This is a genomic window from Limisphaerales bacterium, assembly GCA_014382585.1.
Taxonomy (GTDB): domain Bacteria; phylum Verrucomicrobiota; class Verrucomicrobiia; order Limisphaerales; family UBA1100; genus JACNJL01.
Genome location: JACNJL010000045.1, coordinates 67638 through 93672, shown reverse-complemented (window position 1 = coordinate 93672; position 26035 = coordinate 67638). Strand labels below are relative to the sequence as shown.

22 protein-coding genes and 1 tRNA gene are annotated in these 26035 nt (G+C 56.8%); 14 read left to right on the top strand and 9 right to left on the bottom strand.

What is annotated here, in order from left to right; translation table 11 throughout:
• The first annotated feature begins 20 nt into the window (after positions 1-20).
• A complete protein-coding gene (locus H8E27_10560) occupies positions 21-2546 on the top strand; it encodes a DUF2339 domain-containing protein (protein ID MBC8326054.1) in 2526 nt (841 codons plus the stop codon).
• Between the two features lie 5 nt (positions 2547-2551).
• On the opposite strand, the gene H8E27_10555 is transcribed toward H8E27_10560, so the two are convergent.
• Positions 2552-3733 (bottom strand): molybdopterin molybdotransferase MoeA, encoded by a 1182-nt coding sequence (locus tag H8E27_10555; GenBank protein ID MBC8326053.1) that lies wholly within the window; start codon positions 3731-3733, stop codon positions 2552-2554.
• A gap of 92 nt (positions 3734-3825) precedes the next feature.
• Between H8E27_10555 and H8E27_10550 the strand changes: the two genes are divergently transcribed.
• Positions 3826-5247 carry a DUF4339 domain-containing protein gene (locus H8E27_10550; protein ID MBC8326052.1) on the top strand — a complete coding sequence of 474 codons (1422 nt, stop codon included), beginning with the start codon at positions 3826-3828 and terminating at the stop codon, positions 5245-5247.
• Between the two features lie 4 nt (positions 5248-5251).
• Here the strand turns inward: H8E27_10550 and mnmE are convergent, their stop codons facing one another.
• A complete protein-coding gene (gene mnmE / locus H8E27_10545) occupies positions 5252-6610 on the bottom strand; it encodes a tRNA uridine-5-carboxymethylaminomethyl(34) synthesis GTPase MnmE (protein MBC8326051.1) in 1359 nt (452 codons plus the stop codon).
• 8 nt (positions 6611-6618) lie between these two features.
• Positions 6619-6918, bottom strand: coding sequence for a hypothetical protein (locus H8E27_10540; GenBank protein ID MBC8326050.1), 300 nt, complete (start codon positions 6916-6918; stop codon positions 6619-6621).
• Between the two features lie 104 nt (positions 6919-7022).
• Here H8E27_10540 and H8E27_10535 point away from each other — a divergent pair, with 104 nt between their 5' ends.
• On the top strand, positions 7023-8855 hold the full coding sequence (locus tag H8E27_10535) for an N-acetylmuramic acid 6-phosphate etherase (protein MBC8326049.1): 1833 nt from the start codon (positions 7023-7025) through the stop codon (positions 8853-8855).
• Here the strand turns inward: H8E27_10535 and H8E27_10530 are convergent, their stop codons facing one another.
• Positions 8856-9953, bottom strand: a complete 1098-nt coding sequence (locus H8E27_10530) for a hypothetical protein (protein MBC8326048.1) — start codon at positions 9951-9953, stop codon at positions 8856-8858.
• A gap of 68 nt (positions 9954-10021) precedes the next feature.
• Between H8E27_10530 and coaD the strand changes: the two genes are divergently transcribed.
• From coaD to H8E27_10500, 6 genes are all read left to right on the top strand, one after another.
• Positions 10022-10525 (top strand): pantetheine-phosphate adenylyltransferase, encoded by a 504-nt coding sequence (gene coaD, locus H8E27_10525; GenBank protein ID MBC8326047.1) that lies wholly within the window; start codon positions 10022-10024, stop codon positions 10523-10525.
• 9 nt (positions 10526-10534) lie between these two features.
• The gene (locus tag H8E27_10520; protein ID MBC8326046.1) at positions 10535-11020 is read left to right on the top strand and encodes a DUF177 domain-containing protein; all 486 of its coding nucleotides are present in this window, start codon (positions 10535-10537) and stop codon (positions 11018-11020) included.
• Between the two features lie 8 nt (positions 11021-11028).
• Positions 11029-11217 (top strand): 50S ribosomal protein L32, encoded by a 189-nt coding sequence (gene rpmF, locus H8E27_10515; protein ID MBC8326045.1) that lies wholly within the window; start codon positions 11029-11031, stop codon positions 11215-11217.
• 38 nt (positions 11218-11255) lie between these two features.
• Positions 11256-12254: a ketoacyl-ACP synthase III gene (locus tag H8E27_10510; GenBank protein ID MBC8326044.1), complete on the top strand. Its 999-nt coding sequence runs from the start codon at positions 11256-11258 to the stop codon at positions 12252-12254.
• A gap of 311 nt (positions 12255-12565) precedes the next feature.
• The gene (locus H8E27_10505; protein MBC8326043.1) at positions 12566-13945 is read left to right on the top strand and encodes a PilT/PilU family type 4a pilus ATPase; all 1380 of its coding nucleotides are present in this window, start codon (positions 12566-12568) and stop codon (positions 13943-13945) included.
• A 57-nt stretch (positions 13946-14002) separates the two neighbouring features.
• A complete protein-coding gene (locus H8E27_10500; protein ID MBC8326042.1) occupies positions 14003-14389 on the top strand; it encodes a hypothetical protein in 387 nt (128 codons plus the stop codon).
• 12 nt (positions 14390-14401) lie between these two features.
• Here H8E27_10500 and H8E27_10495 read toward each other — a convergent pair whose 3' ends face one another.
• Together H8E27_10495 and H8E27_10490 are read right to left on the bottom strand one after the other, a co-directional pair.
• A complete protein-coding gene (locus tag H8E27_10495) occupies positions 14402-15697 on the bottom strand; it encodes a 3-deoxy-D-manno-octulosonic acid transferase (protein MBC8326041.1) in 1296 nt (431 codons plus the stop codon).
• Between the two features lie 73 nt (positions 15698-15770).
• On the bottom strand, positions 15771-17696 hold the full coding sequence (locus tag H8E27_10490; GenBank protein ID MBC8326040.1) for a sodium:proton antiporter: 1926 nt from the start codon (positions 17694-17696) through the stop codon (positions 15771-15773).
• A gap of 224 nt (positions 17697-17920) precedes the next feature.
• On the opposite strand from H8E27_10490, the gene H8E27_10485 reads away from it, so the two are divergent.
• From H8E27_10485 to H8E27_10470, 4 genes are all read left to right on the top strand, one after another.
• Positions 17921-18853 carry a serine/threonine protein kinase gene (locus tag H8E27_10485; GenBank protein ID MBC8326039.1) on the top strand — a complete coding sequence of 311 codons (933 nt, stop codon included), beginning with the start codon at positions 17921-17923 and terminating at the stop codon, positions 18851-18853.
• 87 nt (positions 18854-18940) lie between these two features.
• Positions 18941-19016: transfer RNA gene (locus H8E27_10480), tRNA-Thr, on the top strand.
• Positions 19017-19053: 37 nt separating this feature from the next.
• Positions 19054-20259, top strand: a complete 1206-nt coding sequence (locus H8E27_10475) for a protein kinase (GenBank protein MBC8326038.1) — start codon at positions 19054-19056, stop codon at positions 20257-20259.
• Positions 20141-21130, top strand: a complete 990-nt coding sequence (locus H8E27_10470) for a hypothetical protein (protein ID MBC8326037.1) — start codon at positions 20141-20143, stop codon at positions 21128-21130. The genes H8E27_10475 and H8E27_10470 overlap by 119 nt, the downstream gene beginning before the upstream one ends.
• Positions 21131-21142: 12 nt before the next feature.
• Here the strand turns inward: H8E27_10470 and H8E27_10465 are convergent, their stop codons facing one another.
• From H8E27_10465 to H8E27_10455, 3 genes are all read right to left on the bottom strand, one after another.
• Positions 21143-22276: a prepilin-type N-terminal cleavage/methylation domain-containing protein gene (locus H8E27_10465; GenBank protein ID MBC8326036.1), complete on the bottom strand. Its 1134-nt coding sequence runs from the start codon at positions 22274-22276 to the stop codon at positions 21143-21145.
• A 199-nt stretch (positions 22277-22475) separates the two neighbouring features.
• Complete coding sequence (locus tag H8E27_10460) at positions 22476-22910, bottom strand: hypothetical protein (protein ID MBC8326035.1); 435 nt, start codon at positions 22908-22910, stop codon at positions 22476-22478.
• Positions 22911-23088: 178 nt separating this feature from the next.
• Complete coding sequence (locus tag H8E27_10455; protein MBC8326034.1) at positions 23089-24903, bottom strand: hypothetical protein; 1815 nt, start codon at positions 24901-24903, stop codon at positions 23089-23091.
• 331 nt (positions 24904-25234) lie between these two features.
• Here H8E27_10455 and H8E27_10450 point away from each other — a divergent pair, with 331 nt between their 5' ends.
• Positions 25235-25834, top strand: a complete 600-nt coding sequence (locus H8E27_10450) for a sigma-70 family RNA polymerase sigma factor (protein MBC8326033.1) — start codon at positions 25235-25237, stop codon at positions 25832-25834.
• Positions 25835-26035 lie beyond the last annotated feature (201 nt).

Here is a 26035-nt window from a genome sequence, read left to right as displayed (position 1 = left end):
TCAGGCATTTGAGTCAACGCGTGGTTACTCTGGAAACCCAAAGTCGCGAGCAAACGCAGCAAATTGAGATGCTGCGCCAGCAAATGGGTGGAACTGAGGGATTCTCCGCCCCAATTTTCCAAGTCATTCCAACGGCTCCGGCCAAGGCGGAGCTCTCGGATTTACCGCCCGTCTTGGTGGCAACCGCATCGGCCACACCGGAACAACCGCCCGCACCGGTCGCGCCTTCGCCGATGCCCGATCCGATTCCTTCGACGGTGCAACCCAAAAAACCGCTGCCCACGTTACCGGAAATTGATCCTGCTCCCGAACCCATTCCCGTTCCTCCCGCGGCCCCGGACAAAGGTTCGATTGAATTGCAAATTGGCAAAGTTTGGCTGGTGCGATTGGGTGTGTTGATGGTGCTCACCGGCCTGGTTTATCTCGCGCGCATGGGCTACGAGGGCATCAGCGACTCGGTGCGCCCTTATATCAATGCGTCACTATTATATGCGGTCAGCTTTGGAATGTTGACGGCGGGGCTGTGGTTGCATCGGCGGTTTGAGTCTTTAAAAAATTATTCGGAAGTGCTGACCGGCGGCGGTTTTGCCGCCGTGTATTTTTCCACGTACGCACTTTATTTTGTGGAGCGCCCGTATCTTGGCCTCATCGGAAGCCCCGTGTTGGCAGGCGTGCTGCTTGCGGCTTGGGCGATTTTTATCGTCGTCGTGGCCACGCGAAGGCGCTCGGAAGTGATGGCCATGTTCGCCATTGCCGGCGCGTATTATGCCTCGTACGTGCCGCTCATCCACGACACCACCGGCGCGCACGTGGGCTTCACGCTGCTCTCCAACGTGGCGCTTGCCATCGCGGCCACGGTGTTTGTCATTCGCAATCGTTGGGCCAACCTTCCCTTTCTGAGTCTCGTCACCACCTTCGCCGGGTTTGGTTATTGGCGATTTATGCATCCGGCGGGCATAGACGCGGGGTTCTGGAATGGCGCGGGATTTCTCACGGCGTACTGGATCATCTTCACGCTGGCGGCCCTCCTCACCCGCCACGAATCGATGAGTGCCGCCCGGCGCGCCAGCTTCATTCACATCAATAACATCGCGTATTTTAGTTTCATCACATTCACACTGCTCGCGCTTCCGGAAATGCGGGGAAATTATTGGGGGTTCCCGCTGGTGTATGGTTTGGCGTTGGCGGCACTGCACGGATTTTTGCGGCGGCAGTTGCCGGATGAAAAAGGATTGGCCAACGAATTGCTGGCGCTGGCGGCCGTGCTCATCGCGCTGGGCATCGGACTGAATTTCGACCTCAATAACGCCACGTGGTGTCTGGCATTGCTGGGGCTGGCGTTCACGGGATTCGGTTGGGCGATGCGGTCGATGCAATTGTTTGGCGTGGGTCAACTGGCGTTGTGGGGCGGTGCGGCGATGGTAGTGCCGCAAACTTTTTTGCCGGGCAATGAACTGACTTGGGGGTTGGCGCTCATCGCGCCCGTGCTGCTGCTGGCCAACGCGTGGGCACTCAATCGCTCGCAGGAGAATTTGCGAAAACGATTCGAATCGGCCGGGCAATACATCGCGCCCACCAGCGCGGTGGGACAGGTCACGGCGGTTTTGGTGGGGCTATTCATCGCCATCAACTTTGTGGCGGACGAGCGGCTGTTGTGGATGCTGCCCGTCATCGGTATCGCGCTCAGCACGGGCGCGTTGATGCTACGGCTGACGCCCGCGCTAATGGCCGCGCAGGCGTGGCTGGTGGTAGCCGCATTTTTTTCGCCCTTCAAAATGATGGGCGCCGATGCCGATCGCGTGCTTTCCCTCATCCCCGCACTAGCGATGCTGGGGATGAGCCATTTTCTGCTGCACGCGCGCACGCTGATTGACGACCCACAAAGTCCGCTCGCCAAATTGGCCAAGGCGAACACGTCGGTTTATTTTCTGTTCGGCTGGCTGCTGGTGCTGGCGTGGGGGTATAGTTTTGTGGAATCGAAATATTTATTTGTCACCTTCAGCGCAGTAGCCATCGGCCATATAATGGCCCACGCGCGGCGCACGCGTTTCGAACGCATTTTAGTTGGCACCGCGTTTGGGTTGCTTGGATGGATGATGTTCGGCTGGCACTGCGCTTTTCATTGGCACGAACCGGTGGCGTGGGATGGGCTGGCAATTGCCCTGCTTTTGGGCGCACAATATTTCGCGCGCAAACGCGACACGGAAAATATTATCCCCGAAGTCGGGCACGTGCTGTTGATTGTGGCGATGAACCTCAGCCTGTGGGTGTGGGGCTCGCGCATAGTGCCAGGCGATTTGGACGTGCTCACATGGGGACTGCTCGCCGGCATTTTTATTGGCCTCGGCCTCTACGCGGCCGAACGCACACACCGCATCTTTGGCCTCATCGTGATGCTCGCCGCCACAACCAATCTCGTCTTCCTCGCGTGGAGCAAGCTCAACGGTGTCCCGCGCATTCTCACGTTTATGGGACTGGGCGTGATCCTAATTGTACTCAGCGGGCTGTACCACAAGTATCAGGAAAAATTGAAAGAGTACCTGTAGGAAAATCAGGCAAACCGCAACACCTCCACCTTCTCCCCTTCCACCAGATGGGTTTCCGGCGGCACATTCACGAGACCGTTCGCTTGCCTCAGCGAACTGACGGCGTGAGACGCTTGCAAACCGGTGGCATGCACGGTTCCTTTGGCGTCCACGCGGACGCGCATAAAATGGCGACGGTCACCGCGATTGGCCAGCGGATCAGCAAGTACGCCGGGATGGGCGGGCAAATTCAATTCCGCTGCGCCCTGCAACTGCATCAACGCCGGGCGCGCTAAAACGAGAAACGTGACCATCGCCGAAATCGGATTGCCGGGCACGCCGAAGAGGGGTTTGCCTTCAAGCCGGCCGAAGACGAATGGCTTGCCGGGCTTAATGTTCACACGCCAAAAATCCAGTGAGCCGCCCAGTTTTTCAAACGCAGCTTTTACATAATCGTGCGCGCCCACCGACACGCCGCCGGAAGTGACCACCGCATCGCATTCGGCGAAGGCGGTTTGCAGTGCCGCCATCGTCGCCTCCATCGTGTCGCGCACCAGCGGTTGCACGCGCGGTGCCGCACCGCATTGGCGGATAAGTTCAGCCAGCGCCAGCCGGTTGCTTTCATGAATGCCACTCGCGCCCAAATCCTCGCCCGGCTCGCGCAATTCATCGCCCGTGGCCAACACCCCCACGATGGGCTGGCGATGCACGCTGACCTCCGCCACGCCCGCACTGCCGAGCAATTGCAAGCGCCCCGCGTGAAGGCGTTCGCCGGCGTGGCCAATTATCTCGCCCGCTTTCACATCCTCCCCGCGCAAGCGAACGTGCTCGAAGGGCTTCGCGTCATCGGTGATTTCGATGGTATCGCCCTCCACGCGTGTATCTTCCTGCATCACCACGGCGTTGGTATCGGCGGGCATGGGGGAGCCGGTGAAAATCCGGACGCACTCGCCCGCGCCTAATTCGGTTTCAAATGAACTGCCCGCAGGCACTTCGCCGATGCACTTCAGCTTTGCGCCTTTGTTTGCTTCGGCGGCGCGCACGGCGTAGCCATCCATCGCGGAATTATCAAAGCGCGGCAAGTTGATCGCCGCGCGCACTTCGGTGGCCAGCACACGGCCAGCCGCTTGTGTGAGCGGAATGGTTTCCGCTGGCAACGGCGCGATGTGCTTCAGCATTTCCGCGCGGGCTTCTTCCAACGAGTGCATCGCGGTTGGTCTTGGCCGATTGCCGAGCAAAGGTCACGCCAATTTCATTGAAAAACAGTTCAGTTTCGCGTATCGTCCACAACGTTTCTGTTATGGCCGACGAGCCCCGTAAAATTCATATCACCCGCAAAGGCCAACAATTTGGCCCGTATCCGGAGGATATTACTAAGCAATATTTGGAAGATGGCACTTTGCTAAAGACCGACTTGGCGTGGCACGCGGGTGCGGATGGCTGGAAACCATTGGAAGAATTATTCGCCAAAGAACAGGAAACCAAAGCCGCCGAACCGCCGCCACCGCCCCCTGCTCCCACCACCGAAGCTGCGCCTGCTGGGCCGCCGCCGGATACCGCTGTGCACATTTCACGCCAAGGCGAAAAGCACGGGCCGTACAAATACGAAACGGCAAAGATCCATCTCGAAGGCGGTCAACTCCTGCCCACCGACAGCGCGTGGCACGAAGGGATGGACGGCTGGAAACCGCTCGGCGAACTCTACCCGCAAGTTGTCCCCGGAAGCACTGGGCAAATCGCCGCTGCTGTTGCCCCCCAACCGGCCGTCGCGGGCACCTACAGCCCGTACGATGAAGAGACGCAAAAATCCACGCAGTTTATGACGCTTGGCATTCTCGGCATCGTGGGTGTGGTGCTACCGATGGTGATGTTCAGTCCGTTTAAAATTAATTTCCCGAATTTTGATTTGGGAGACGGGAAAAGCGCGGAGTACATCATCGCCATGATCGGCCCGCTGATCGTCGGCATCACGCTCGCTGCGATGGCGAAGAGCACGAAAGACCCTGTGCGTTGCAGCGTGGCGCTTGGCCTCAGCTTGGTGTTGATGATTATTCTTTTTTCCAACAGCGGAGTCTCGGCATTTGGCTCGGGCACGCGCACTTCTTCGATGATCTCGATTGGCGGCAATCTGATTGTGACGGGCGCACGTCCCACATTCTCTTCCCCATCGGGAATGCTTCAAGGCCAACCCATCATATTTTTCATTGGCCTCACGGCGTTGTTGATGGGCTGCTATGCGCGCCATTATCGGCCGTCCAATTTGCCGGCTTATATTATTGCGGTGGTGGGCGGTGGGTTTCTGGTGCTGTCGTGCCTCGTGCCCGCAAAAGGACAAGGAGTGCCGTTGATCGACGCGTTTAAGGCATTTAAGGGTTCGGTGATGACGGGGCTCGCAATGATCGCCGGACTGGGTTTGAAGATCGCTGCGAGCATCATTTGTTTTGTCACCACCCGCACAAAGTCCTCGCACGAAGTGGCCACGAAGAGTGATCTTTCAATCAAGCTATTGATTGGCGGGATCGTTCTCGCAAATGTAATTATATTGCTGGGCAACTTCATCGACATCTTTAAAGGCGGCGGTGATTTCGGGCCGAAGCTGAGCTTTTGCGTCACGATGCTGATCGGCCTCATCAAAAGCCTCACGGGCGATGGTGGGTTGTATTTGGTGCCGGCGCTGGCGGGTTCTTGTTTATTAATCGGCAGTGCGGCGAAGACGCGATAGCCGATTATTTTCCAATACAAAACTGGCTGAAGACTGAATCCAGTAAATCTTCGGTGGAGGTATTGCCCACGACTTCGCCGACGGCGTTGGCGGCAATGCGGAGATCCATCGCGATGAGCTCGAGCGTGGCTTCGGTGCGCAGGCTGGCAAGGCTATCGGTGAGGCCCGCGCGGGCGCGGCGCAAGGCGTCCTGATGGCGGGCATTGATCATCGCCGGTAACATATCGGCGCGGATGGAACCGCTCCACACTGCATCACGGATGGCGTCCTTAAGGCCCTCGATGCCGGTGCCATCGAGCGCGCAGGTTTCGTGGCAATCAACCGGCACATCGAGCGCACGTGGTTGGTCGATTTTATTGGCGATGAGCAGGCGTTTTTTGTCGGTAAATGCTTCGAGATAGTTTTGATCTTCAGCAGTAAACGCTTCGCCGGCGTCAAGCACATGCAAAATGAGTTCCGCGTGCGCGATGCTTTCGTGGCTGCGACGGATGCCCTCGGCCTCAATTCCGTCAGCGGTTTCGCGCAGGCCAGCGGTATCAATGAATACCACGGGGATGCCGCGGATGTTGGCGGTTTCCTCAATGGTATCGCGCGTGGTGCCGGCGGTCGGTGTCACGATGGCGCGGTTGTGCCCGAGCAATTGATTGAGCAAACTGGATTTGCCGGCGTTGGGCCGACCGATGATGGCGGCACGAATGCCGCGGCGCAGGATGCGCCCTTCGTTCGCGGTGGCGAGCAGCGTGTCGATGAACTCCAACGCGGCTTCGAGCCTTCCGGTAAGTTGAGCGAGCGTGTCGGGCGCAATATCTTCATCAGGGAAATCAATGTGTGCCTCGATGTGCGCGAGCGTTTGCATGAGGTCATCGCGGAGTTCATTGATGCGCTGGCTGAGTTTGCCGGCGAGTTGTTCGTTAGCGGCGGCAAGGGCGAGATCGGTGCGGGCGTGGATCACATCGCTCACAGCCTCGGCTTGCGTGAGGTCAATGCGGCCATTTAAAAAAGCGCGCCGCGTGAATTCCCCCGGCAACGCACTGCGCGCGCCCGCGGCCAGCACCGTTTGCAGCACGGCCTGGCTGGCGACCATTCCGCCGTGGCAGGTGATTTCCACCGTGTCCTCGCGCGTGAACGTGCGTGGCGCGCGCATCACCGCCAGCAACACTTCATCGATGGTGCGGCCCTTGGCCACGATGTTTCCGTAATGCAACGTGTGCGTGGGGGCGTCAGTAGGCGAAGCGGAAGCCGCGCCGATGGGCTCAAAACATTTGCCCGCAATCGCGAGCGCATCCGGCCCGGAAAGCCGGATGATCGCCAGCGCGCCTTCGCCCAGCGGCGTGGCAATGGCGGCAATGGTGTCGTCGATCATTTCAGGAATTAATGGGCGCAAGTGCCAGCTTCCGGATCTTGCCCCTGCAAATAGAGGCGCGCTTTTTGGAAACTTTTTTTGTGGAGATAATGCAGCAAATCGCGCGGTGCATCTTTGGGCAGCGCGGCGGTCAAGTCGTCCAGCCGCGCGAAAATGCCCACGAGATCCGGTTTAGGCTCGGCATTCACATTGGCCACAGCGGTTTCCAGCTCCAGCAAGGTGTCGAGCAACGCCTGTTCCGTATCGGTCATGCGTTTGGGATACCGCAGATTGAGGGCAAAACCAAGATCGGGGTTGGTGAAAACCATTGAGCGGGCGCGTTTGTAGCCCGGCCCGGTGGGCCGGGGCCCGGGCCATCGGCCCGGGCTACATTGGCTTGCGCTGCACGGCGGCGCGCGCACAGACTCCGCGCGTGGCGAAGGCTCTAAAATTTCAACGTCCGTTCACTCTTGGTATCGAGGGGGGCGGCACGCGCACGACGGCGCTGCTGGCGGATGCCCACGGGCGGGAGATGGAGCGTGCCACATTCGGGCCGGGGAATGTGCGGTTGCTGGATGATCGGGCATTGGTGAAATTGCTGCGTGGAATTGGTAAACAATTTGAGAAGCCGGATGCGATTGGCTTGGGCTTGGCGGGGGCACGGAATGAAACGGATCGAAAACGCGTGCGGACTGCGGTGGCAAAGGTTTGGAGGGGAATGCCGTGCCACGTGACGCACGATTTGGAAATTGCACTGGCAGGGCGCGCTCTCCGAGCGCGCCGCGGCGGGCTGGGGCAGCCCGCCCTACCGACAGTCCTCGTGCTTTCGGGGACGGGCTCGTGTTGTTTTGGGATGGCACCCGATGGGCGTACGGCGAAGATGGGCGGTTGGGGGCACGTGCTCGGTGACAAGGGCAGCGGGTTTGAAATCGGCCTGCGCGGGTTGAAGGCGGTGGTGTTTTATTTTGACCGCGATGGCGCGTGGAGTCGATTGGGCGAAAAGCTGCTCGCGGCCACTGGCTGCAATGCCCCCGATGATCTCATTGATTGGGTGGCGATCGCGGACAAAGACGCGATTGCCGCGTTGGCACCGGAGGTGTTTGCTGCCGCCAAGCAACGCGACCGCATTGCGCGCGATGTGTTGGTGGGTGCGGCGGGAATGCTTGCCAAGGACGCGGTCGCTTGTGCGGGGAAGTTGGTGAAGAAAAATTCGCCCGTTGAGTTCGTGTTGTCCGGCGGCGTGCTGCGCAATCAACCGGCCTTTGCCCGCAACGTGGCTGCTGAAATCAAATCCCGCTGGCCGAATGCAAACGTATCCACCCAAAAACGCGACGGCGTTTGGGGCGCGATTGTGTTGGGGACGGCGTTATTGAAGAAAACGGATTCGCAGACTCGTCCCTCCAAGGCGCAACGCAGCGGACAATGGAGAGACGAGCCCGCCAGTCCGCAATCGCCGGGGCATCTTCCTGCCACCGAAGAACGCAACCGGCGTTCGATGAATCTCGATAAGCTTCCCACGCAATCGGCTATCACGCTGATGCTCAGTGAGGAAGCGCTCGGGGCGAGGGCGGTGTTGGGTGAGAGCAAAAAAATTGCGCGCATCGTCGGTTGGGTGGCGGCGGCGTTGAAGGATGGTGGGCGGTTGTTTTATGTGGGCGCGGGGACAAGCGGGCGGTTGGGAGTTTTGGATGCGAGCGAATGCCCTCCCACGTTTCGAGCGCGGCCGGAACAGGTGCAGGGGATTATCGCAGGCGGCCCGCGTGCGTTAACGCGGTCGATTGAAGGCGCGGAGGATGATTCGGATGCGGGTGCGGCGGCGGTTCAATTTCGTGGTGTGGGGAAAAAGGATGTGGTGATCGGCCTTGCCGCGAGCGGGCGCACGCCGTTTGTATGGGGGGCGATGGAGGCGGCGGCAAAGCGCGGAGCGCGGACGGCGTTGGTTTGTTTTGATCCGAAATTGAAACGGCGCGCGGGTGTGCCGCACCTCATCGTGGCACCGGCGATTGGGCCGGAGGTGCTGACGGGTTCCACGCGTTTGAAGGCGGGTACGGCAACGAAGTTGATTTTGAATTGCATTACCACGCTGGCAATGGTGCGACTGGGAAAGGTACGCGGGAATTTGATGGTGGATTTGGATCCGAAGAATAAAAAGCTGCGCGATCGCGCGGTGCGGATTGTGCAGACGTTGACGGGGGCGGAGGAAGGGAGGGCGCGGGCGGCGTTGGTTCAGGCGGGGTGGGATATTAGAAGGCTCAATTTTCAATGATCAAGGTTTCCCTTCCGCAGCACGAATCGCCGCCGGCAACGAGGCGAGGCCAAAGTGGAAGGATACGATAGCCCCGTTTTCATCGACGACCATAAATGCGGGCGGGAGTGTGATGTCGGAGTAGGGTTCGCGGTAGAATTGGGCGTGTCCGATGGGGAATTTTGCGCCGTAAGTTTTGGTGAAGGCGAGGGCACCTTGAGTTTTGGGCGGGCAGGAACCGATGATCCACAGTTGGCCGCGTGAGGTGCGGTCAAAGAGAGCGTTGAGGGGGGCGACCACTTTACCGCAGGCGGGGCTGGCGGGGTTGAGGAAAGCGATGAGCACGCGGGTGTTGCGGAGGGTGGAGAGTTCGAAGGTACTGCGACGGGTGTTCACGGCGTAGACATCCAGCGCGGGCGCGGTGCGGCCGATGTAGTCTTCGGTCAAAAGTTGCTGCACGGGATTCAAACTACCGCCGAGAATACCTTCGCCGATGCCGGTGGCTTTGCTGCCGAGTCCGCCTTGTTTGGGGGGTTCCTTGCCGTTGGCGATGTCCACGCCTTGTTGGATAATGCCGGCGACTTGTTCGACGCGATTGAAGGCTTCCTCGGCATTTTCTTTGGGCAACCCCACGTGGGCATCGTAGCCGTGCTTGAGCGCGGTGAGGATGCTGCAACAGGCAATGAAGGAAAATAGAGTGCCAAAACTGGCGAGCCAGCGTTTGGGGAGCACCAGTTTTTCGCTGGCTTGATATAGATGGGTGAGGCCTTGAATAAACCCGACGAGCCCAAGCGCAGCGCCCACGAAGCCGAACCATTGGCCGAAGGAAGCGAGGAACATTTTGAGGCCACGGTTGGTGGCATCCTGCACGACGACTTCCTGCATCGTGTTGAGGTTGCCGGTTATTTTCACAGATTCGGATGCGCCGGGGTTGTAGTACATTCCGGCAAGCGCCACGCCGCCGAGGAGGCAACCGATGAAGCCAAGCAGCAAACTGGAAAAGGCTTTGCCGCAGCGGCGCGGTCCATCTCCTGCTGGCAATGGCGCGGCGGTTTCCTCCGGGGGTGGCGGGGGAATTTCCTCGGGTGGCGGCGGCGGTGGAATGTCGTCTGCTGGCATAGCCGGTTTGGTTAATATAAGGCCAAATGGGGCGATTTGTCGAGGGCGGCCGGAAAAGCCTTGCACGCATGGGCGCGGGACGGGATGTTGGCGCGGTGCGCACGGTTATTTATCCCGGCAGTTTCGACCCGATCACGAACGGCCATTTGGACGTCATTGAACGGGCGGCGAAGCTGTTCGATCGCGTCATCGTGGCGGTGGCAGTGAATAGCTCGAAAGCGCCGCTCTTCACGAAGGACCAACGGCAAGCGCAGATCACCGAGGCGGCGGCGGTGCTGGGTAATGTGGAGGTGAGTGCCTTTGACGGGTTGCTGGTGGACTTCGCTCGTGACCAAAAAGCACAGGCGATCATTCGCGGGTTGCGGGCGGTGTCGGATTTTGAATTTGAATTTCAGCTCGCATTGATGAACCGCAAGTTGGAGCCGGACATCGAAACAATTTTTATGATGCCGCGCGAAACGTACACGTTTCTCAGCAGCAAACTGGTTAAAGAAATCGCGCAACTCGGCGGCGATGTGAGCGCGTTTGTGTCGCCGCACGTGGAGCGCGCGCTCACCGAGTGCCGTAAATAAGGAGCAGCTATGGCCCTCAAGATTATTTTGGATGATCTCCAAGACGAGCAACTGCACCTCGAAGGCGAGCTCACGCCCACCGAACTTGCGCTGGAACTTGGCGAAGAGGAAGCACTGATGAAGCCGGCCGGGCCGTTGGCGTATGCGCTCACCGCCAGCGAGTCGGACGATACGCTGATCGTCTTTGGCCAGTTGCAAATGGATTTTACCGCCGAATGCGCGCGCTGCCTCAAGCCGTTTGAATTCCCGATCAATTTGCCCCAATGGGCCGTCGCCCTGCCCCTCAAAGGCGACGATGCCATCGAGTATGGTTGGGATTCCGTGGACTTGACTCCATGGCTGCGGGACGATATTCTCCTTCGCCTTCCACAGCATCCGCTGTGTGGCCCCGCGTGCGAAGGACTGGTTTTCAAACAGGAAAGCCCGCCCCCAGCCGACGTGGCCGACTCCAATACTTGGAGCAAGCTGGATGACTGGAAGCAACCAAAGAGTTAGGAAAAACAATGCCCGTACCAAAACGCAGAACCTCACGCAGCCGCCGCCGCAAGCGCCTGGCCTCCAATAGCGCACTCACGCTGCCCCAGGTTCAATCCTGCCCGCAATGTGACGAGCCCGCTCAAGCGCACCGCGTGTGCCCAAGCTGCGGCTATTACAAAGGCCGCCAAGTGCTCACTGTGAAAAGCCAGGGCTAACCCGCCCGTAGTTTTTTTGCCGGAAACGGCCGTTCTCTATGAGCGACGAAAACAAGCTCCAAGGCTGCGCCATTACCGGCGTAGGCTCATACGTCCCCGAACGTATCCTCGCCAATGCCGAGCTGGAAGGAATGGTCGATACCACCGACGATTGGATCACCTCCCGCACCGGCATCAAACAACGCCGCATCGCCGCCGAAGGCGAGCACACCTCCACCCTCGCCGCGCACGCCTCGCGCAAAGCCCTCGCCCAAGCGGGCTTGGATGCCGCCGACCTGGATCTCATCGTCGTGGCCACCATCACGCCCGACATGCCATTCCCTGCCACCGCGTGCCTCGTGCAAAAAGAACTCGGCGCGGACAAAGCAGCCGCCTTTGATTTGGAAGCCGCCTGTTCCGGATTTATTTACGCCCTCGAAGTCGGCCGCGCTTTTATCGCCAGCGGCATTTATCAAAATGTTCTCATTGTTGGCGCAGAAAAACTTTCCTCAATTATTGACTGGGAAGACCGCAACACCTGCGTCCTCTTCGGCGACGGCGCCGGCGCAGCTGTTCTCCAGCGCCGCGAAGGCGCGCGCGGCGTGCTCGCCACCCGCCTCGGTAGCGACGGCAACAAAGCCGATATCCTCGCTATGCCCGGTGGCGGTTGCCGCCAACCCGCCACCGTCGATTCAGTGAACGAACGCATCCACTTCCTCAAAATGGAGGGCAAGGAAGTTTATAAAAACGCCGTTAATGCCATGACCGCCGCCGCCAAGGAAGTGCTCGAAACCAGCGGCCTCACCATCGAAGACATCCAGTGCATCATTCCGCACCAAGCCAATCAGCGCATCATCAGCGCCATCGGCAGCCGCCTCGGCGCGCGTGAAGATCAGGTATTTGTCAACCTCCAAAAATACGGCAACACCTCCGCCGCCAGCGTCGCCGTCGCCCTGGACGAAGCCCTCCAAACCGGCAGAGTAAAACGCGGCGACAAAATCCTAATCATCGCCTTCGGCGCAGGATTAACGTGGGGCGCCACGGTTCTGGAATGGTGAACGGGAGGAACGTGCAAAGCCCCTCCCTCCCGAACCCATCCCCAATAGTTGCTTTTTCCTTGTTTGGGCAGTAAACTTTGGGAGACATGGAAACGATGCCGCCAGCCCCGCCGCCTCCGGCCGAAGCCGCCCCCGCAGCTCCCCCTGCCGCTCCTGATGCCGCCGCGCCTCCGCCCCCGCCGGGCATGCAAATTACCGCGCCCCCGCCCCCCCAAGCACCTCCTGCCCCAGCTATGCCTTTTGCAGAAGAAGCCCCACCACCCGCACCTGTGGTGGTGGATCCCGCCGCCGCACCTCCCCCCGCGCCCGGTATGGAAATCGCCCCACCGGCGGTTGATCCCACCGGCACGGAATTAGCCCCAACCCCTCCTGCTGTTGAAGTAGCCCCGGAGGTTGAAGCCGCTCCTGAAATCGCTCCTATTGAACTCAAGATTTCCGCCGACCAAGCCGTGCCATTGAGCGAACGCGATCGCGATCCCAAAGGCGGCATCCTGCTTACTGAGGACGAGGACATCAGCCTGCGTTACCCCGCCGGCCTGTTGCTCAAATCGAATGAAAATTCAGAGTGTTGGAACGGACTCGAAGAAGATAAGTCCATCAAAGACGATGACCTTCGGCTCTTCGATTTGATTTTGCAGGATGCGATTAATGAAGACGTGGCCGACCTCCACATCAAGGAGGATCACTACGTCCACTTCCGCATGAGCCGCGGCTTACGCGATCGGGATTGGCCCAAGCCCACCCGAAAATGGATTGAAAAAGTCATCTTCAATATGTGCCCCGAGCATTTTGTCGAAAAATTCAAGGAAGACCGCGAGACTGATTTCTCCTATTTCAATCCCAAGTTCGGACGCTTCCGGGTCAACGTGTTTTCCCAATGCGACAAATGGGCATTGGCCATGCGGTACATCAAAAACGACCTTCCCCCCATTGAGAAGCTCGGCATCAATCCCATCTGCCTGAAACTCGCCGAAGCCAAGCGCGGGCTCACGCTTCTGGCCGGCATCACCGGTTCCGGCAAATCCACCACCATGGCCGCCATGGTGATGCATTTGAACAAAAACTTTCGCAAACACATCATCACCATTGAGGACCCCGTGGAAATGATGTTCGAAGACGAACAATGCGTCATCGAACAACGCGAGGTAGGACTCGACACGATGAGCTTTCAGCGGGCTCTCAAAAGCGCCCTGCGGGAAGACCCCGATATGGTGCTCGTGGGCGAGATGCGCGATGCCACCTCCATTGGCGCCGCCATGCGCGCGGCGGATACCGGCGCGATGGTGCTCTCCACCGTACACACCCGAACCGCCGCCTCCGTCCCCGGCCGGTTGTTGGATTTTTTCCCCGAAGAAGAACGCGAAATGCAGCGCAAAAAATATGCTGAAGTCATCGTCGGTGCCGTTGCTCAGCGTATGTGCCCCACGCTGGATGGCGGCATGGTGCCCGCCCAGGAAATCATGATCGGTACGCCGCTGGTGAAACAAAAAATCTTTGATGGCGAACTCAACCGCCTGCCCGCATGCATTGACGCCAGCGCGGATGACGGCATGCTCAGCTTCAACCGCTGCATGTACAACCTCGTAGAAGAAGGCCGCATCTCCAAAGAGATCGCAATGGATAACTGCACCAGCCCGCAACAACTGGAAATGTGGTTTCAAGGCATTGAGATCAACACGGGCATTGTATAAAACACACTTCATTTCATCATCCACAAAAGCCGGCCAACAACTGGGGCGGCTTTTTGCTTGACCGCACTGGCGAAAAAGCATTCCATCGCGACAGGAGGAATGCTCTTCACGGAGCGAAGGGAGGTGGAACACTTGACGACTTACCTGAAAAAGGAGGGAGTAGAGTTTAAGGATCCGAGCACAGGGGAGGTTTTATCCATACTCGAGGAACTCGAGACACCCGGCACGGAGTATTTAAACATCACTCTGCACGACGACGAAGGATGGAAACTCGACGTCTACGAGAATGGCTTCGTGGAATTCTATGACGACCAATACGACAAGCGCGTAGTTGGGAAGCTAGTAACCCACGAACGGGTCATTCAAATGTGGCGTATGATGCAGGAAGGCAAGCGCGATCAAATCAAGAAACTCTTGAAGCGCAAGCCCGAGCCCAACTTTTAGTCCGGAGGCACACTACTTAGCCAACGCCCGCAGCGTTTGCCCGAGCCAATCGGCCGTTCGCTGCGAGGCGCCTTTGTTTGCCGATACCACCCCGAGCGCCGCCTCACCCAAAGCCTCGCGTTGCTCTAAATTACCCAGTAAAACAGGGATTTTTTCGGCCAACTCCCCTTCATCCGCCACTTGCACCGCGCCCTTTGCCGCCAGCAATTCACCCACCACGGCGCGGAAATTTTGCATGAACGGTCCAAACACAATTGCCCGCCCCGCCGCCGCCGGCTCAATCGGATTCTGCCCGCCCTGCGCCGTGAGGCTCTTGCCCATGAACACCACCGTGGCCACTTTGAAGAACGACTTCAATTCGCCCGTGCTATCCACCAACAACACATCGGGATTTTCCGGCGCGGCCTCCATCGCCGTGCGGCGGGCCACTTTTAATTGTGTGGATTTCAATTGATCCAACACTGCCGCCGCGCGTTCGAAGTGCCGCGGCACCAAAATCAAAAACAAATTCGGAAACGCCTCACGCCATTGCGGCAATAATTCCGCCAATAGAATTTCTTCCCCTTCAAACGTGCTACCCGCCACCAATACCGGCGCATCATCGGCCACGTTCAATTCCTGTAATAACGCGCGGGCATCCATCGCATCCGCGCCCGCTTCAAACGCACCATCGAATTTCATATTTCCGGTGACCGCGATAGCTTTGGATTCAGTGCCTAGTTCTGCCAACCGCTTTGCATCCGCCTCATTGTGAACGCCGGCGGTTTGCAATGAGGCGAAGAGAGGCCGGAACAAAACCCCAAACCGCCGATACCCGCGAAAGGATTTTTCCGAAAGGCGCGCGTTCACCAAATGCATCGGTACCCCCACGTCACGCGCGCGCCAAAAAAGGTTGGGCCAAATTTCCGCCTCCACCAAAACGATCGCCGCAGGGTTCAGCGCACGAAAAGCCCGCCGCACAAAGGGCATCCAATCCACCGGATAATAAACCCGATGCACGTCCGCTGGCAGCTTGCGCGCCAGCTCGCCCATGCCGGTGGTGGTGGTGGTGGACACCACGAAGGTCCAGCCCTCCAATTGTCCGCGTAGTTTTTCAACGAGCTGCACTGAAAGATTTGCTTCACCCACTGAAACTGCGTGCAACCACAGCACTTTTTTGCCACGCAATTTTGCCGCTAAGTCGCCGTACCCGCCAAACCGTTGCCCGAAGCCCGCGCGCCAATTCCCGCGCCGCCATAGTTTCCAAAAATAATACGGCGCGCTAAGCAGAAAAAAAACAGGGAAAAGAATGTTATAAAGCAGCCGCATACGCCGTGGCGTTTTGCCACAAACCAAGCGCAAGGTCGAGGGTAGGGACGCCCGTTCGCGTCCCTACCATCCCTTAAAAGTAAAAGATTGATACGACAATGAAGACGGGAATTAGAATCGCCGCGCTCCAGGCCATGTAGCCGAAGAAGCTGGGCATCTTCACGCCATTTTCTTCGGCAATGGCCTTTACCATAAAGTTGGGCGCATTACCGATGTAGGTGTTGGCGCCCATAAACACCGCGCCGCAACTGATGGCCAGCAGCGTGCTGCCGACGTTTATGTCGAACATTCCGCCTTTGCCCATCAGCGAAGTGGGGTCGCCACCGGCGGTGTTAAAGAACACCACATACGTCGGCGCATTATCGAGGAAGCTAGATAGCACGCCGGTGAGCCAGAAATACATCGCGTTAATAGGATCATTTGTGCTCGTCTGCACCATCAGGATAACGCTTTTGAGACCGCCATCCACGCCGGCTTTTAGAATTAACAGAGCCGGAATCATACATATAAAGATGGCAATAAAGAGCTTGGCCACCTCAAGGATCGGTTCCCAAGTAAAGCCATTGGCGGCTCGCACATTGGTTTCCTCCTCGCCTTCGGCGGCCACTTCGTGACCGTGTTCATCCTTTTGCGTCCGAAACATTGGCGTGATACGTAGGCTGATGAACGCGATCAATATCAACAACCCATCGCGCACTAAATTTGAATAAGGCACAGTAACGCCGAAAATGTGCAGTCCCGTTGCCTCGTCGTGTGATATCTTTGCGCGTATCTTGTTTACCTCGGCAATTGAATGCAAATGCTCCACGCGTGTGGTGTGATAGGCCTCGTTGGATTCATCAAATTTAACACTCGGATTGTTTTTTACATATTTTTTTAACTTATCCTTGGCTTTTTTCATTTTTTCTTCCAAGGCAAACAACTCAGACGGCGCAATAGCTTTTGGCGATGTTTTTCTCTCAGTGATGGATGCAACAGGGATTATTATCTCAGTTTCATTGACTTGCTTGATTACAATATATGTTTCATCGGAATCCTCACGCATCAAAGCCCCTTTAACAGGATCGGATGATTCACTGGAATTTACGATAATCCCCATTTTTTCCTCTGCCACGGTGGCATCCTTGAATTTACTATCACCCAGTGATTTGGAAAATAAAATCGCACCGATAATCAGGCCCACCATCGCGAAGTTTAAAGCGCCTTCGAGTTTGAGCGGCACTTTCTCGCCGTCATCGGGGGCTTCGCCTTCTTTGCGGAACATCATCGTATCCACGATGAAGAAAATAATCAGCAATGCTACCGACACCGGGGCCATCACGGGAAGCAGCTTCATCGTCCAGAAAAAATCCACACCTTTGAGGAATCCGAGGAAGAGTGGCGGATCACCCAGCGGCGTCAGCGAACCGCCAATGTTAGCCACCAGAAAAATGAAAAACACGACCACATGCACGCGATGCTTGCGCCAGGCGTTGGCGCGCAAGATAGGCCGAATGAGCAGCATCGCCGCGCCGGTGGTTCCCATCCAACTGGCCAGCACTGTACCGATTAAAAGAATGGCCGTGTTCACCATCGGCGATCCCCGCAGGGAACCTTTGAGGCAAATACCGCCTGCGGCGGTGAAGAGTGCCGCCAGCAATATGATAAACGGCACGTAATCCAGCAGCACAATGTGGAGGATTTCATAAAAGCCGTGGCCGCCAAACGAAACAAGAAAAGGCACGGCGAACACAGCAATCCAGCCCGCAGCCACTTTGCCATAATGGCTGTGCCAAAAATGCGCCGCCACCAATGGCCCCAGCGCGATGGAGAGCAGCATGCCTCCAAAAGGCAGCACCCACCACACGCTCAGCCCCCCGCCATCCACACCATGAGCGTGATGCTCATCGTGTTCGTGCCCAGCGTGGGCCCCTTCGGTTTCGGTGGCTGCGAGATCCACCACTCCCGCCAGCAGGAGCAGCAGCCCCAGCCCGCGCATCCAAAGCGTCAGGTTTTTCATGGCAAATGCGGCGATTGGATCGCCGCAATAAATCGGATTATTTATTACCAAAATATGACTGGCTTGGCAACGTAAATCGCTTCGTTTGCCATTGCAACTCGCTGCCTAACTGATACAATCTGTCCAGCAATGGGAAATGAATCCGACGCCATCAACCAGCGTCAGACCCGTCTACCTTGAGTGAGTCAATGAGCCAAATGAGCACATCCCCACCCAGACGCGCCATGCGCATGGTTCCGTGCGAGCGCTGCAATACGCAGACGTTTATCCCGTCCGATACGGGAATGTTTCAATATGCCAACTGCAAAAACTGCGGGCACTCGGTGATGACGCCCGTGAAGCTGCGGCAGTTTGAGCTGCGATCGGTGATCGGCTCCGGCGGCATGGCCACGGTATTCCGAGCACGTGATGAAATTCTTGATCGCGACGTGGCGGTGAAACTGATGAAGCCGGAGTTTACACGGGACGTCAACGCGATGGATGGTTTTTTTAAAGAAGCCCGCTATCAAGCCTCGCTCAACCACACCCACATCGTGCAGGTTTACAACTACGGTGAAGACGATGGCCACAAGTTTCTCGTGATGGAAGTGGCCGACCGCGGCGACCTTGATGCCCTCATCCAAAAACATGGCCGCGTGGACGAGCTGTATGTGCTCGACGTCGGCGTTAAAATTTCATCCGCGCTCGAGTTGGTCGCCAAAAAAGGAATGATCCACCTCGACCTCAAGCCCGACAATATACTTTACAACGCCGACGGCGAACCCAAGCTCACCGACTTCGGCATCGCCCGCCGCACCGACGAAGGTCGCCACCCCGATGGCCTCGTTGGCACCCCATTTTATATCGCCCCCGAACGCGTGGCTCTCGGTCGGCAGGATTTCCGTTCCGACATGTATTCCCTCGGCGCCACCATGTACCATGCCCTCACCGGACGCGTCCCTTTCGACGCCCCCACCGTGGAGGAAACCGTGTGGATGCACGTCAAAACCCGCCTGCATCCGCCGCGCAAACTCGTCAGCAGCGTCAGCAAAGACACCGAAGCCGCCATCCTGCGCTCCATGCACAAAGACCCCGAGAAACGCTACGCCAGCTTCGAAGACTTCCGAATGGCTCTCGAAGCCTCCCGCAGCCGCTTGTTAGTCAAACGCTACGGATGAGCCGCCAACGACGGCGGTTGATGAAGAGGATCAACCCCCAAAACCCTCCCTCGACAAAACCGCCCGCGCAAACTACCTTTCCCGCGCGCCAGATTAGCTCAGTTGGTAGAGCAGCAGTTTTGTAACCTGCAGGTCACCCGTTCAAGTCGGGTATCTGGCTCCAGAAATTTTAACCGGTTTTTCGGGCCGTTTTTTGTGAAATGAACATCCCCGATTATCAACTTCTGCGCCGCATCGGCAAGGGCGGCTACGGCGAAGTTTGGCTCGCCCGCGCCCTTACCGGCGAATACCGCGCGCTCAAAATCGTCCAGCGCGAGCGCTTCGATGAGGATAAACATTACGAGCGCGAATTCCGCGGCATCCAAGCCTACAGCCCCGTCAGCCGTTCCCACCCCGGCCTCATCCCCGTTTACCACGTCGGCCGCAACGATGAACGCGGGTTTTTCTATTACGTCATGGAACTGGCCGACGACCTCACCGGCGAGCACAATCCCGATGAAGCCGACTACACCCCGCACACCCTCGCCGCCACCCAAACCCCCGGCAAACCTTTACCCTTCGAAATCACCCTCACCACCGGCTGCGTACTCGCCGAAGCACTCGCGCATCTGCACGCCGCCGGCCTCATCCATCGCGACCTCAAACCCGCCAACATCGTTTACCTCAATGGCCAGCCCCGCCTGGCCGATCCTGGGCTGGTGGCCGAAGCCGGCGCCAGCACTCTGGTCGGCACCCTCGGCTATCTCCCCCCTGAAGGCCCCGGCCATCCCTCTGCCGATTGTTTTGCTCTCGGGAAACTATTGTACGAAATCAGCACCGGCCAAAACCATGCCGCCTTCCCGCGCCTACCCGAAATCGCCCGCACCAAGGATTGGCCCCGCGAAGCCCGCCGGTTGAATCAAGTCATCACCACCGCCTGCGCCATCGACCCCACCGCCCGCTACGAAAGCGCCACCGACCTCGCCGAAGACATCCGCCGCGTCGACACCCACCGCCCCCTCCGCGCCGCCCGCCAACGCCGCCGCACCCTAGCAATCGCCGCCACCCTCGCCCTAACCGCCACCGGGCTGTGGTTTGCGATTGCCAACAATTCCCCCCGGCCCAAAAACAACTCTGAAATTCATTCCGAAAAAGCCATTCCCAAACCTCCGCCGCAAATGGCATCGATGGAATTCGCGCCGCCCAAACGCGTTATTTTTGTCCGCCCCAAAGCCACTGGCAATGACCACGCTTGGACTAACGCCTTGGGCAACCTCCACGCCGCATTGGCAATTGCTGAACCCGGTGATGAAATCCGCCTTGCCGCCGGCATTTACAAACCCAGCCAAACCGGCGATCGCACTGCCACCTTCGCCCTCCCTGCCGGCGTCCGACTGCGGGGAGGCTTTATCAGGAAATGGAAATGAACAGGACCGCCACCAACACCCCACAATCCTGAGTGGCGATCTCAAGGGAAACGACAACCAAAACATCCACCGATCCGAACCCACCCGCGCCGACAACACCATTCATCTTCTCACTCTATTACCCGGAGACACCCCCACCCTCATCGAAGGCCTCACCTTGATCAGCGCCAATGCCGACACAACAGATGTAAATGATCCAAAACTAAATGGCACCGGCGCGGGCATCCTAATGAAAGAAGCCCACCTCACATTGCGCCAATGTCGTTTCCAATCCCTCACCGCCAACTCCGCCGCCAGCCTATGGGATAGCGGCCACAGCAAAATCCACATCGACCACTGCGAATTCATCGCCAACCTATCCCACCGGGGCGGCACAGTAATGATCGGCAGCGGATCCCGGTTTGAAATTCAGTATACCCTTTTCCTTAAAAACCAAACCACCGATTCCCCCACCGGCTATCAATGGGGAGGTGGATTGTATTTAGGATTGGGATCAATCGGCAATGTATACCGTAGCGTTTTTGCAACAAACTTCGCCTGGGAATCGGGAGGCGGCATCTATTCCGAAGGTGATACTCGAGTGATCCGGTGCACTTTTTATAGGAACAGATCATCCCTAGGACAAGCGGTATTTAGTTCTGAGAAAGGGTTCTTAAAACTATGGGATTGTTTGTTTGCAGATGCGGACTCTATTCCTAATGAAATAACATCTCTGAGAGCCCATAAAGACTGGGGTTCTCATAAGTTAAAGGACGTCAAACAATTGTCCGACCTCAATGATATCATAGGAGCCGACAAAATTTTTAATACGTTCGATGACGGTCTAAGATTTAGAAAACCTAAAGCATTGCCTTCGGTCGGTGCGTATTAAAAGTCAGCCGCATTACCAGTTTTGGAACACGACATAGTGTTCGTGTTCGTCCGTGTCGTTAAATTCTTGTCCCGCAAACATTTCAGAATCAATGGATCCTCCGCTAAGCCACTGCCAAGATTTAGACCCGGTGTTATATGTTCCACCAACATACAAGAAGTTATTCTTCGCCCAACCTTTTGAAATTTTAACAAAGGACTTGTATTCGCTTTTGGTTTCAAAAGCCGCCAGTTGTCCGCCTCGTTTTACGGCATCAGCTTTTGCCTGATTCCAATTGATACCACGGGTTGCCACCATTACGTACTTGCCTCCTTTTTCTAAAACATATCCGGCGATGCGACCGTCTGAAGAAGGCTTACTCCAAAGCAATCCCAATATTGGCCCTTTGGCACTACAGCCAATTACCTGTGTGCTGGCTTTGCCAAGCCTAACGCCGCCACTCGAGTTGATATGGCCCTTTATGAGTTTACCCGAAGTGCCAAAATCTGCATCGGTAGAGAAGCTTGCGCTGCCGTCGCCCTTCACGAGTTGGCCCTGACTTTTGTTGAGGCCGGTCATAGCGTGATCGGGAATGGGGTCTTCATCCGCGCCAGTCCAGTTTGCCGAGGCCAAATCGCAAGTGGAAAGATTTCGCGTAGCAGCCAAGACTGTGGAAGGTCGAGCCATATCCGCCCCCTTAATTAGGACATAGCTGATGGCACTTTTCGAAATGAGATTGCCGGTCTTGGCATTGTATCCTTTCCAACCTTTTTGAGCATCTTCATTGGCCGCCTCGCGGTCGGCATCACACGGGGAATGCAAAATCTTGGCTGTCTGCAATTCGCTCTTCATCGCGGCAGTGGAAAAAATCGGGGCCAGATCCTCAACGTATTTGGTGCCAAAATGATTGCGCTGTTGGCTCGGGATCAACTGCCAAGGCAATCGCCCGCCATTATCATGCGCAAACCCCATCAACGCTTTGCCAATGGAGCCAAGATTATTTACGCATTTGATTCGGTTAGCCTTCGCCTTCGCTCGGGCAAGGGCGGGCAAAAGCATCGCAGCCAAAATCCCAATAATCGCAATGACGACGAGGAGTTCGATGAGGGTGAAGCCCGCTTTGCGCGGGGGTGTAGTGAGTGGTGAGGAGGAAGTAGTGGGGTTCACGGCGTGTCCTTTTTGTATTTTATAGGTGTTTTTTCTGGTTGGTTCGTTGTTCGGGTTTTTGATCTATGACACAGCCTAACTATGAAACCACCACGAGAAGGCAAATCTTTCAAATAAGAGCGATAAATTTCGCCATTTTAGCCCGGCCCGGGCTACAGGGTTGCCATGAATCAATCTGTGCGATCCGTGAAATCTGTATCTAATGAACGGGACAAGGTGGAACTTGCCCCTCCCGCTTGCGGGCTTTGTTATCCAGTGCGTCGGCTGGCCACATTAGGAGATCGAAGGCGAGTGTGGCGGTGAGGTCGATGGGGGCGTAGATCATTAACACGATGGCCGCTGATGCTTCATCGCCCATCAGGGGGAGAGCAGCAGATAATCCGATCGCCCAATCGCAGGAGTTTTCCGCGTCCGATTCCGGCAGTGGCATTGGCTCGGGTGGTTTGGGTTTCAACCATCCATCCGTGCCATAAACGCTGTGTCGCGAATCGCTCATATATTGGATGCCCGGGAAAGGTTTGGCCACCCCTTTGCCGCGGGCCTCGATGGAGGAGCAGCCGGATGATAGTGAAATAAAAATGGCGAGGAATAGTATCAACGCTAATTCTGTAAAGTTTTGAGTGTGGTTTTTCATAGGGCTCGCTTGGATGTTATCAGGTTTTTAGAAAAGGGGTATAATTTTTCGCGAATGCAACTCTATAGCCCGGGCCCCCGGCCCGAGCTACATTGCAATGTAGCCCCATATTACATCTGTGTAAATCTGTCTCTAATGAACGGGACAAGGTGGAACTTGTCCCTCACGGGGGGGCATGTTATTTTTTCAGGCCTCGGATGAGGTCGAGGGCTTGTTGGGGGAGGTCGTTGGCGTTTTGCAGCATTTGGGTTCCGGATTGGACTAGGATTTTGCGGCGGGTGTATTCGGTCAACTCGGCGGCCATGTCCACATCGGTGATGCGGCTGCGGGCTTGTTGGAGGTTTTGGGTGGCCTCGATCATTTGTTGGCTGGTGGAGTGCATTCGGGCTTGGGAGGCCCCGAGGTTGGCGCGATCGATGGCGACTTGCTGGATGGCTTCCTTGACTTCTTTGACGGCGGAATCGGATGCGGCGAGGGTGTTCAGGTTGGAGTCGGCAACCGCTACTTGAGTGGCACCGGGATCGACTGAGGTGGGGTCGGTGGTCATTTGGCTACCGGCGGTGATCTTGGTGGCGGCGGGGTCTTCGTTGGTGCCGGTGGCGGTGGGGTCGGTGGAAACAAGTTCATTAGTTGATGAGGCGGCAGCCACTTCAGATGCCGTTGCATTATACAAATCTGAAATCTCATTTGCCGATAATGGCCTATCATAAATTGATACTTCATCAATAACTCCAACGAAATTTGGATTCGGATCTGAGCGACTGGGTACTGAACCGATTCTTAGGGAAGAATCTGAAGATAGGTTTAAATTAGCTGCGGTTGTTCCTTGCAATTGCCCGTCGATATAGAATTTCATATTCGTCCCGTCGTAAGTTCCAACAAGATGGTAATACCTATCTGCAACTACAGTTCCAAGGCCTCCAACGTTTCCTCTCCCAGCCCCTGATGAATTTGTACCATCCCAAGCTACCGCGAAAGAAAACTGATTCAGCGAGCTTTGGTTGAAAAAATACCCGGTTTTTCCAGAACCCACTGGGCCTTCCTTTGAAATTATTCTGCGGTTAAAAATATTCCCTGAGCCCGAAGTATTGATGTTTGTTGGCTTTGCCCAAGCCGTTACTGTGAATACGTTTGGATTTAGACTCGCATTATGGGGAATGTCTATCTTGTCTCCACCAGTGCCATCGAAAAAATATCCACCATTGGCATTTCCATTCTTGTCTGTTGTCAGATCTACACCAGATGGTGTGCCGTTGTGCCCATTCCCACTGATATCATTGGCGTTGCCATCTAATGGCATATCAAGAATTGGCCCCGCCAACGTCGGCTCGGTGGCGAGGAATGAGCCGGCGTCAAACTTAGTGGCGCTGCCGGGGTCGACGGTGTGCCAGTTGCCGGAGCCGTCTTTCCAGAGATCGACTTTGGTGATGTAGCCGTCCTTTGAGGTTTGCCAAAGGTCGATGCTGGTTTGCCAGGTGGTGGTGCTTTCGGCGATGGCGTCGGTGTAGGCGTCGGTGCCGAGGTCGGGTTTGGTGATGGCGAAGGTGCCGCCTTCGGCGTCGGTGTTGACTTCCCATTGGGTGCCATCGAATAGCTGGATGCCGTTGAGTTCTTTATCAGCGGTTTCGCGGATGAAAGATTTGAGTTGTTGAAACTCGGCGTCGTACAGGCCGCGGTCGGCGGGGGATTTGGTGCCGTCACGGGCGAGCATAGCCAGCTCGGCCATTCGGGAGAGGGCTTGATCGACGGACTTGAGATAGCCGTCCTGCGTTTGGCTGAAGGAGACGCCGTTGGCAACGTTGTCGAGCGCGGCGGTGAGGCGGGCGATTTGGGCGGAGAGACGGGAACTGACTGCGAGCCCGGCGGCGTCATCGCTGGGGTTGACGATTTTGGTGCCGGAACTGAGGCGAGTGAGTGAGTCGCCGAGCGCTTTCTGGCTTTTGTTCAGGTTTGAAGCGGCGCGTTGCGCTTCTACGTTGGTGTTTATTTTCATATCACCTTGGCCCGATGTGCGGGGGGTTTTCTATTTTCCCCTGTTATTTCGCTAATATTTGGCTTGGATCCTCGTCGAAGCTTGTTCGGACGAAGACACAACCCTAAAATAGAAACCTCCAAATGAGGGGGTATCTTTCAAGGTGAAGTGATTTTTTTGAAAAAAAATGAGTGCGAGTGAAAGATTGGCGGATTTGTCGGGGTTCCTGATTCGGGGACGTGGGCCGGGGTTGGCGTTGCGGGCCTCGCGGTTTCGGCGTATGTCTGAGGGAAAATCACCTGAATCTGGTCAATCCAGCCAATCTGGCCAGCGATCCAAATTGGCTGGGGAAATGCCTACGCCGACGCGGAGTTCGTTGTTGGCGCGGCTGAAGGCGAAGGAGGATCAGGGGAGTTGGGAGGAGTTTTTCGAGATTTACTCGGACTTGATTTATAATGTGGCGCGGCGGGCACGGCTTTCGGATGCGGATGCCAAGGATATTGTCCAGGAAACGACGCTGAAGGTTTATCAAGGCATCGGTCGGTTTGAGAAGCGGCGTGATCGGGGCTCGTTCAAGGCGTGGCTGTGCACGGTGACGCGCAGCCGGATTAGTAATTTTTACAAAAAATTAAACCGCGAGCCATTGCGCCAAGAGCCGCGACATTCTGAGGATGATCCGCTGGAGCAGGTGCCCGATCCCAAGGGGCCCGAAATTGAGACGGTGTGGGAGGAGGAATGGCAGAACACGCTGGTGGAGGGCGCGCTGGCGCGACTGAAGGAGCGGGTGAGCCCACTGCAAATCCAAATTTTCCACGCGTATGTGATTCGGGAATGGGACGTGGCGGAGGTCATGCGCGCGCTGGAGGTAAGCCGCGCGCAGGTGTATCTGGCCAAGCACCGGGTGGGGGTGATTTTCCGCGAGGAACTGGCGGAATTGCAGGAGGAACTTTAGCGACAACCACCGTAGCGGGGGCTGCAAACTTATTCACAATTTTCTATTTTAATATTAAGTGGCATAGGCAATGCTGTGTCATAGGCATAGGGGCGAGAGTGCAAGTCCTGTCCACGAAATGCCCCCAACGGGAAAAAGGGTTTCCAGTACCGACCGGTAAACCAGTAACCCTGCCCGGCGCGCTTTTGAACTTTGAAGTGC

Excerpts from the sequence above, each read along its gene's own strand:
- H8E27_10520 (MBC8326046.1), top strand. The coding sequence starts at position 10,535 with ATGGCCCTCAAGATTATTTTGGATGATCTCCAAGACGAGCAACTGCAC.
- H8E27_10540 (MBC8326050.1), bottom strand. The coding sequence starts at position 6,918 with ATGGTTTTCACCAACCCCGATCTTGGTTTTGCCCTCAATCTGCGGTAT.
- H8E27_10555 (MBC8326053.1), bottom strand. The coding sequence starts at position 3,733 with ATGCACTCGTTGGAAGAAGCCCGCGCGGAAATGCTGAAGCACATCGCG.
- mnmE (MBC8326051.1), bottom strand. The coding sequence starts at position 6,610 with ATGATCGACGACACCATTGCCGCCATTGCCACGCCGCTGGGCGAAGGC.
- H8E27_10495 (MBC8326041.1), bottom strand. The coding sequence starts at position 15,697 with ATGCGGCTGCTTTATAACATTCTTTTCCCTGTTTTTTTTCTGCTTAGC.
- H8E27_10455 (MBC8326034.1), bottom strand. The coding sequence starts at position 24,903 with ATGAAAATAAACACCAACGTAGAAGCGCAACGCGCCGCTTCAAACCTG.
- H8E27_10505 (MBC8326043.1), top strand. The coding sequence starts at position 12,566 with ATGGAAATCGCCCCACCGGCGGTTGATCCCACCGGCACGGAATTAGCC.
- H8E27_10450 (MBC8326033.1), top strand. The coding sequence starts at position 25,235 with ATGCCTACGCCGACGCGGAGTTCGTTGTTGGCGCGGCTGAAGGCGAAG.
- coaD (MBC8326047.1), top strand. The coding sequence starts at position 10,022 with ATGGGCGCGGGACGGGATGTTGGCGCGGTGCGCACGGTTATTTATCCC.
- H8E27_10550 (MBC8326052.1), top strand. The coding sequence starts at position 3,826 with ATGGCCGACGAGCCCCGTAAAATTCATATCACCCGCAAAGGCCAACAA.
- H8E27_10475 (MBC8326038.1), top strand. The coding sequence starts at position 19,054 with ATGAACATCCCCGATTATCAACTTCTGCGCCGCATCGGCAAGGGCGGC.
- H8E27_10460 (MBC8326035.1), bottom strand. The coding sequence starts at position 22,910 with ATGAAAAACCACACTCAAAACTTTACAGAATTAGCGTTGATACTATTC.
- H8E27_10485 (MBC8326039.1), top strand. The coding sequence starts at position 17,921 with ATGCGCATGGTTCCGTGCGAGCGCTGCAATACGCAGACGTTTATCCCG.
- H8E27_10510 (MBC8326044.1), top strand. The coding sequence starts at position 11,256 with ATGAGCGACGAAAACAAGCTCCAAGGCTGCGCCATTACCGGCGTAGGC.
- H8E27_10470 (MBC8326037.1), top strand. The coding sequence starts at position 20,141 with ATGAAATCCGCCTTGCCGCCGGCATTTACAAACCCAGCCAAACCGGCG.
- H8E27_10490 (MBC8326040.1), bottom strand. The coding sequence starts at position 17,696 with ATGAAAAACCTGACGCTTTGGATGCGCGGGCTGGGGCTGCTGCTCCTG.
- rpmF (MBC8326045.1), top strand. The coding sequence starts at position 11,029 with ATGCCCGTACCAAAACGCAGAACCTCACGCAGCCGCCGCCGCAAGCGC.
- H8E27_10530 (MBC8326048.1), bottom strand. The coding sequence starts at position 9,953 with ATGCCAGCAGACGACATTCCACCGCCGCCGCCACCCGAGGAAATTCCC.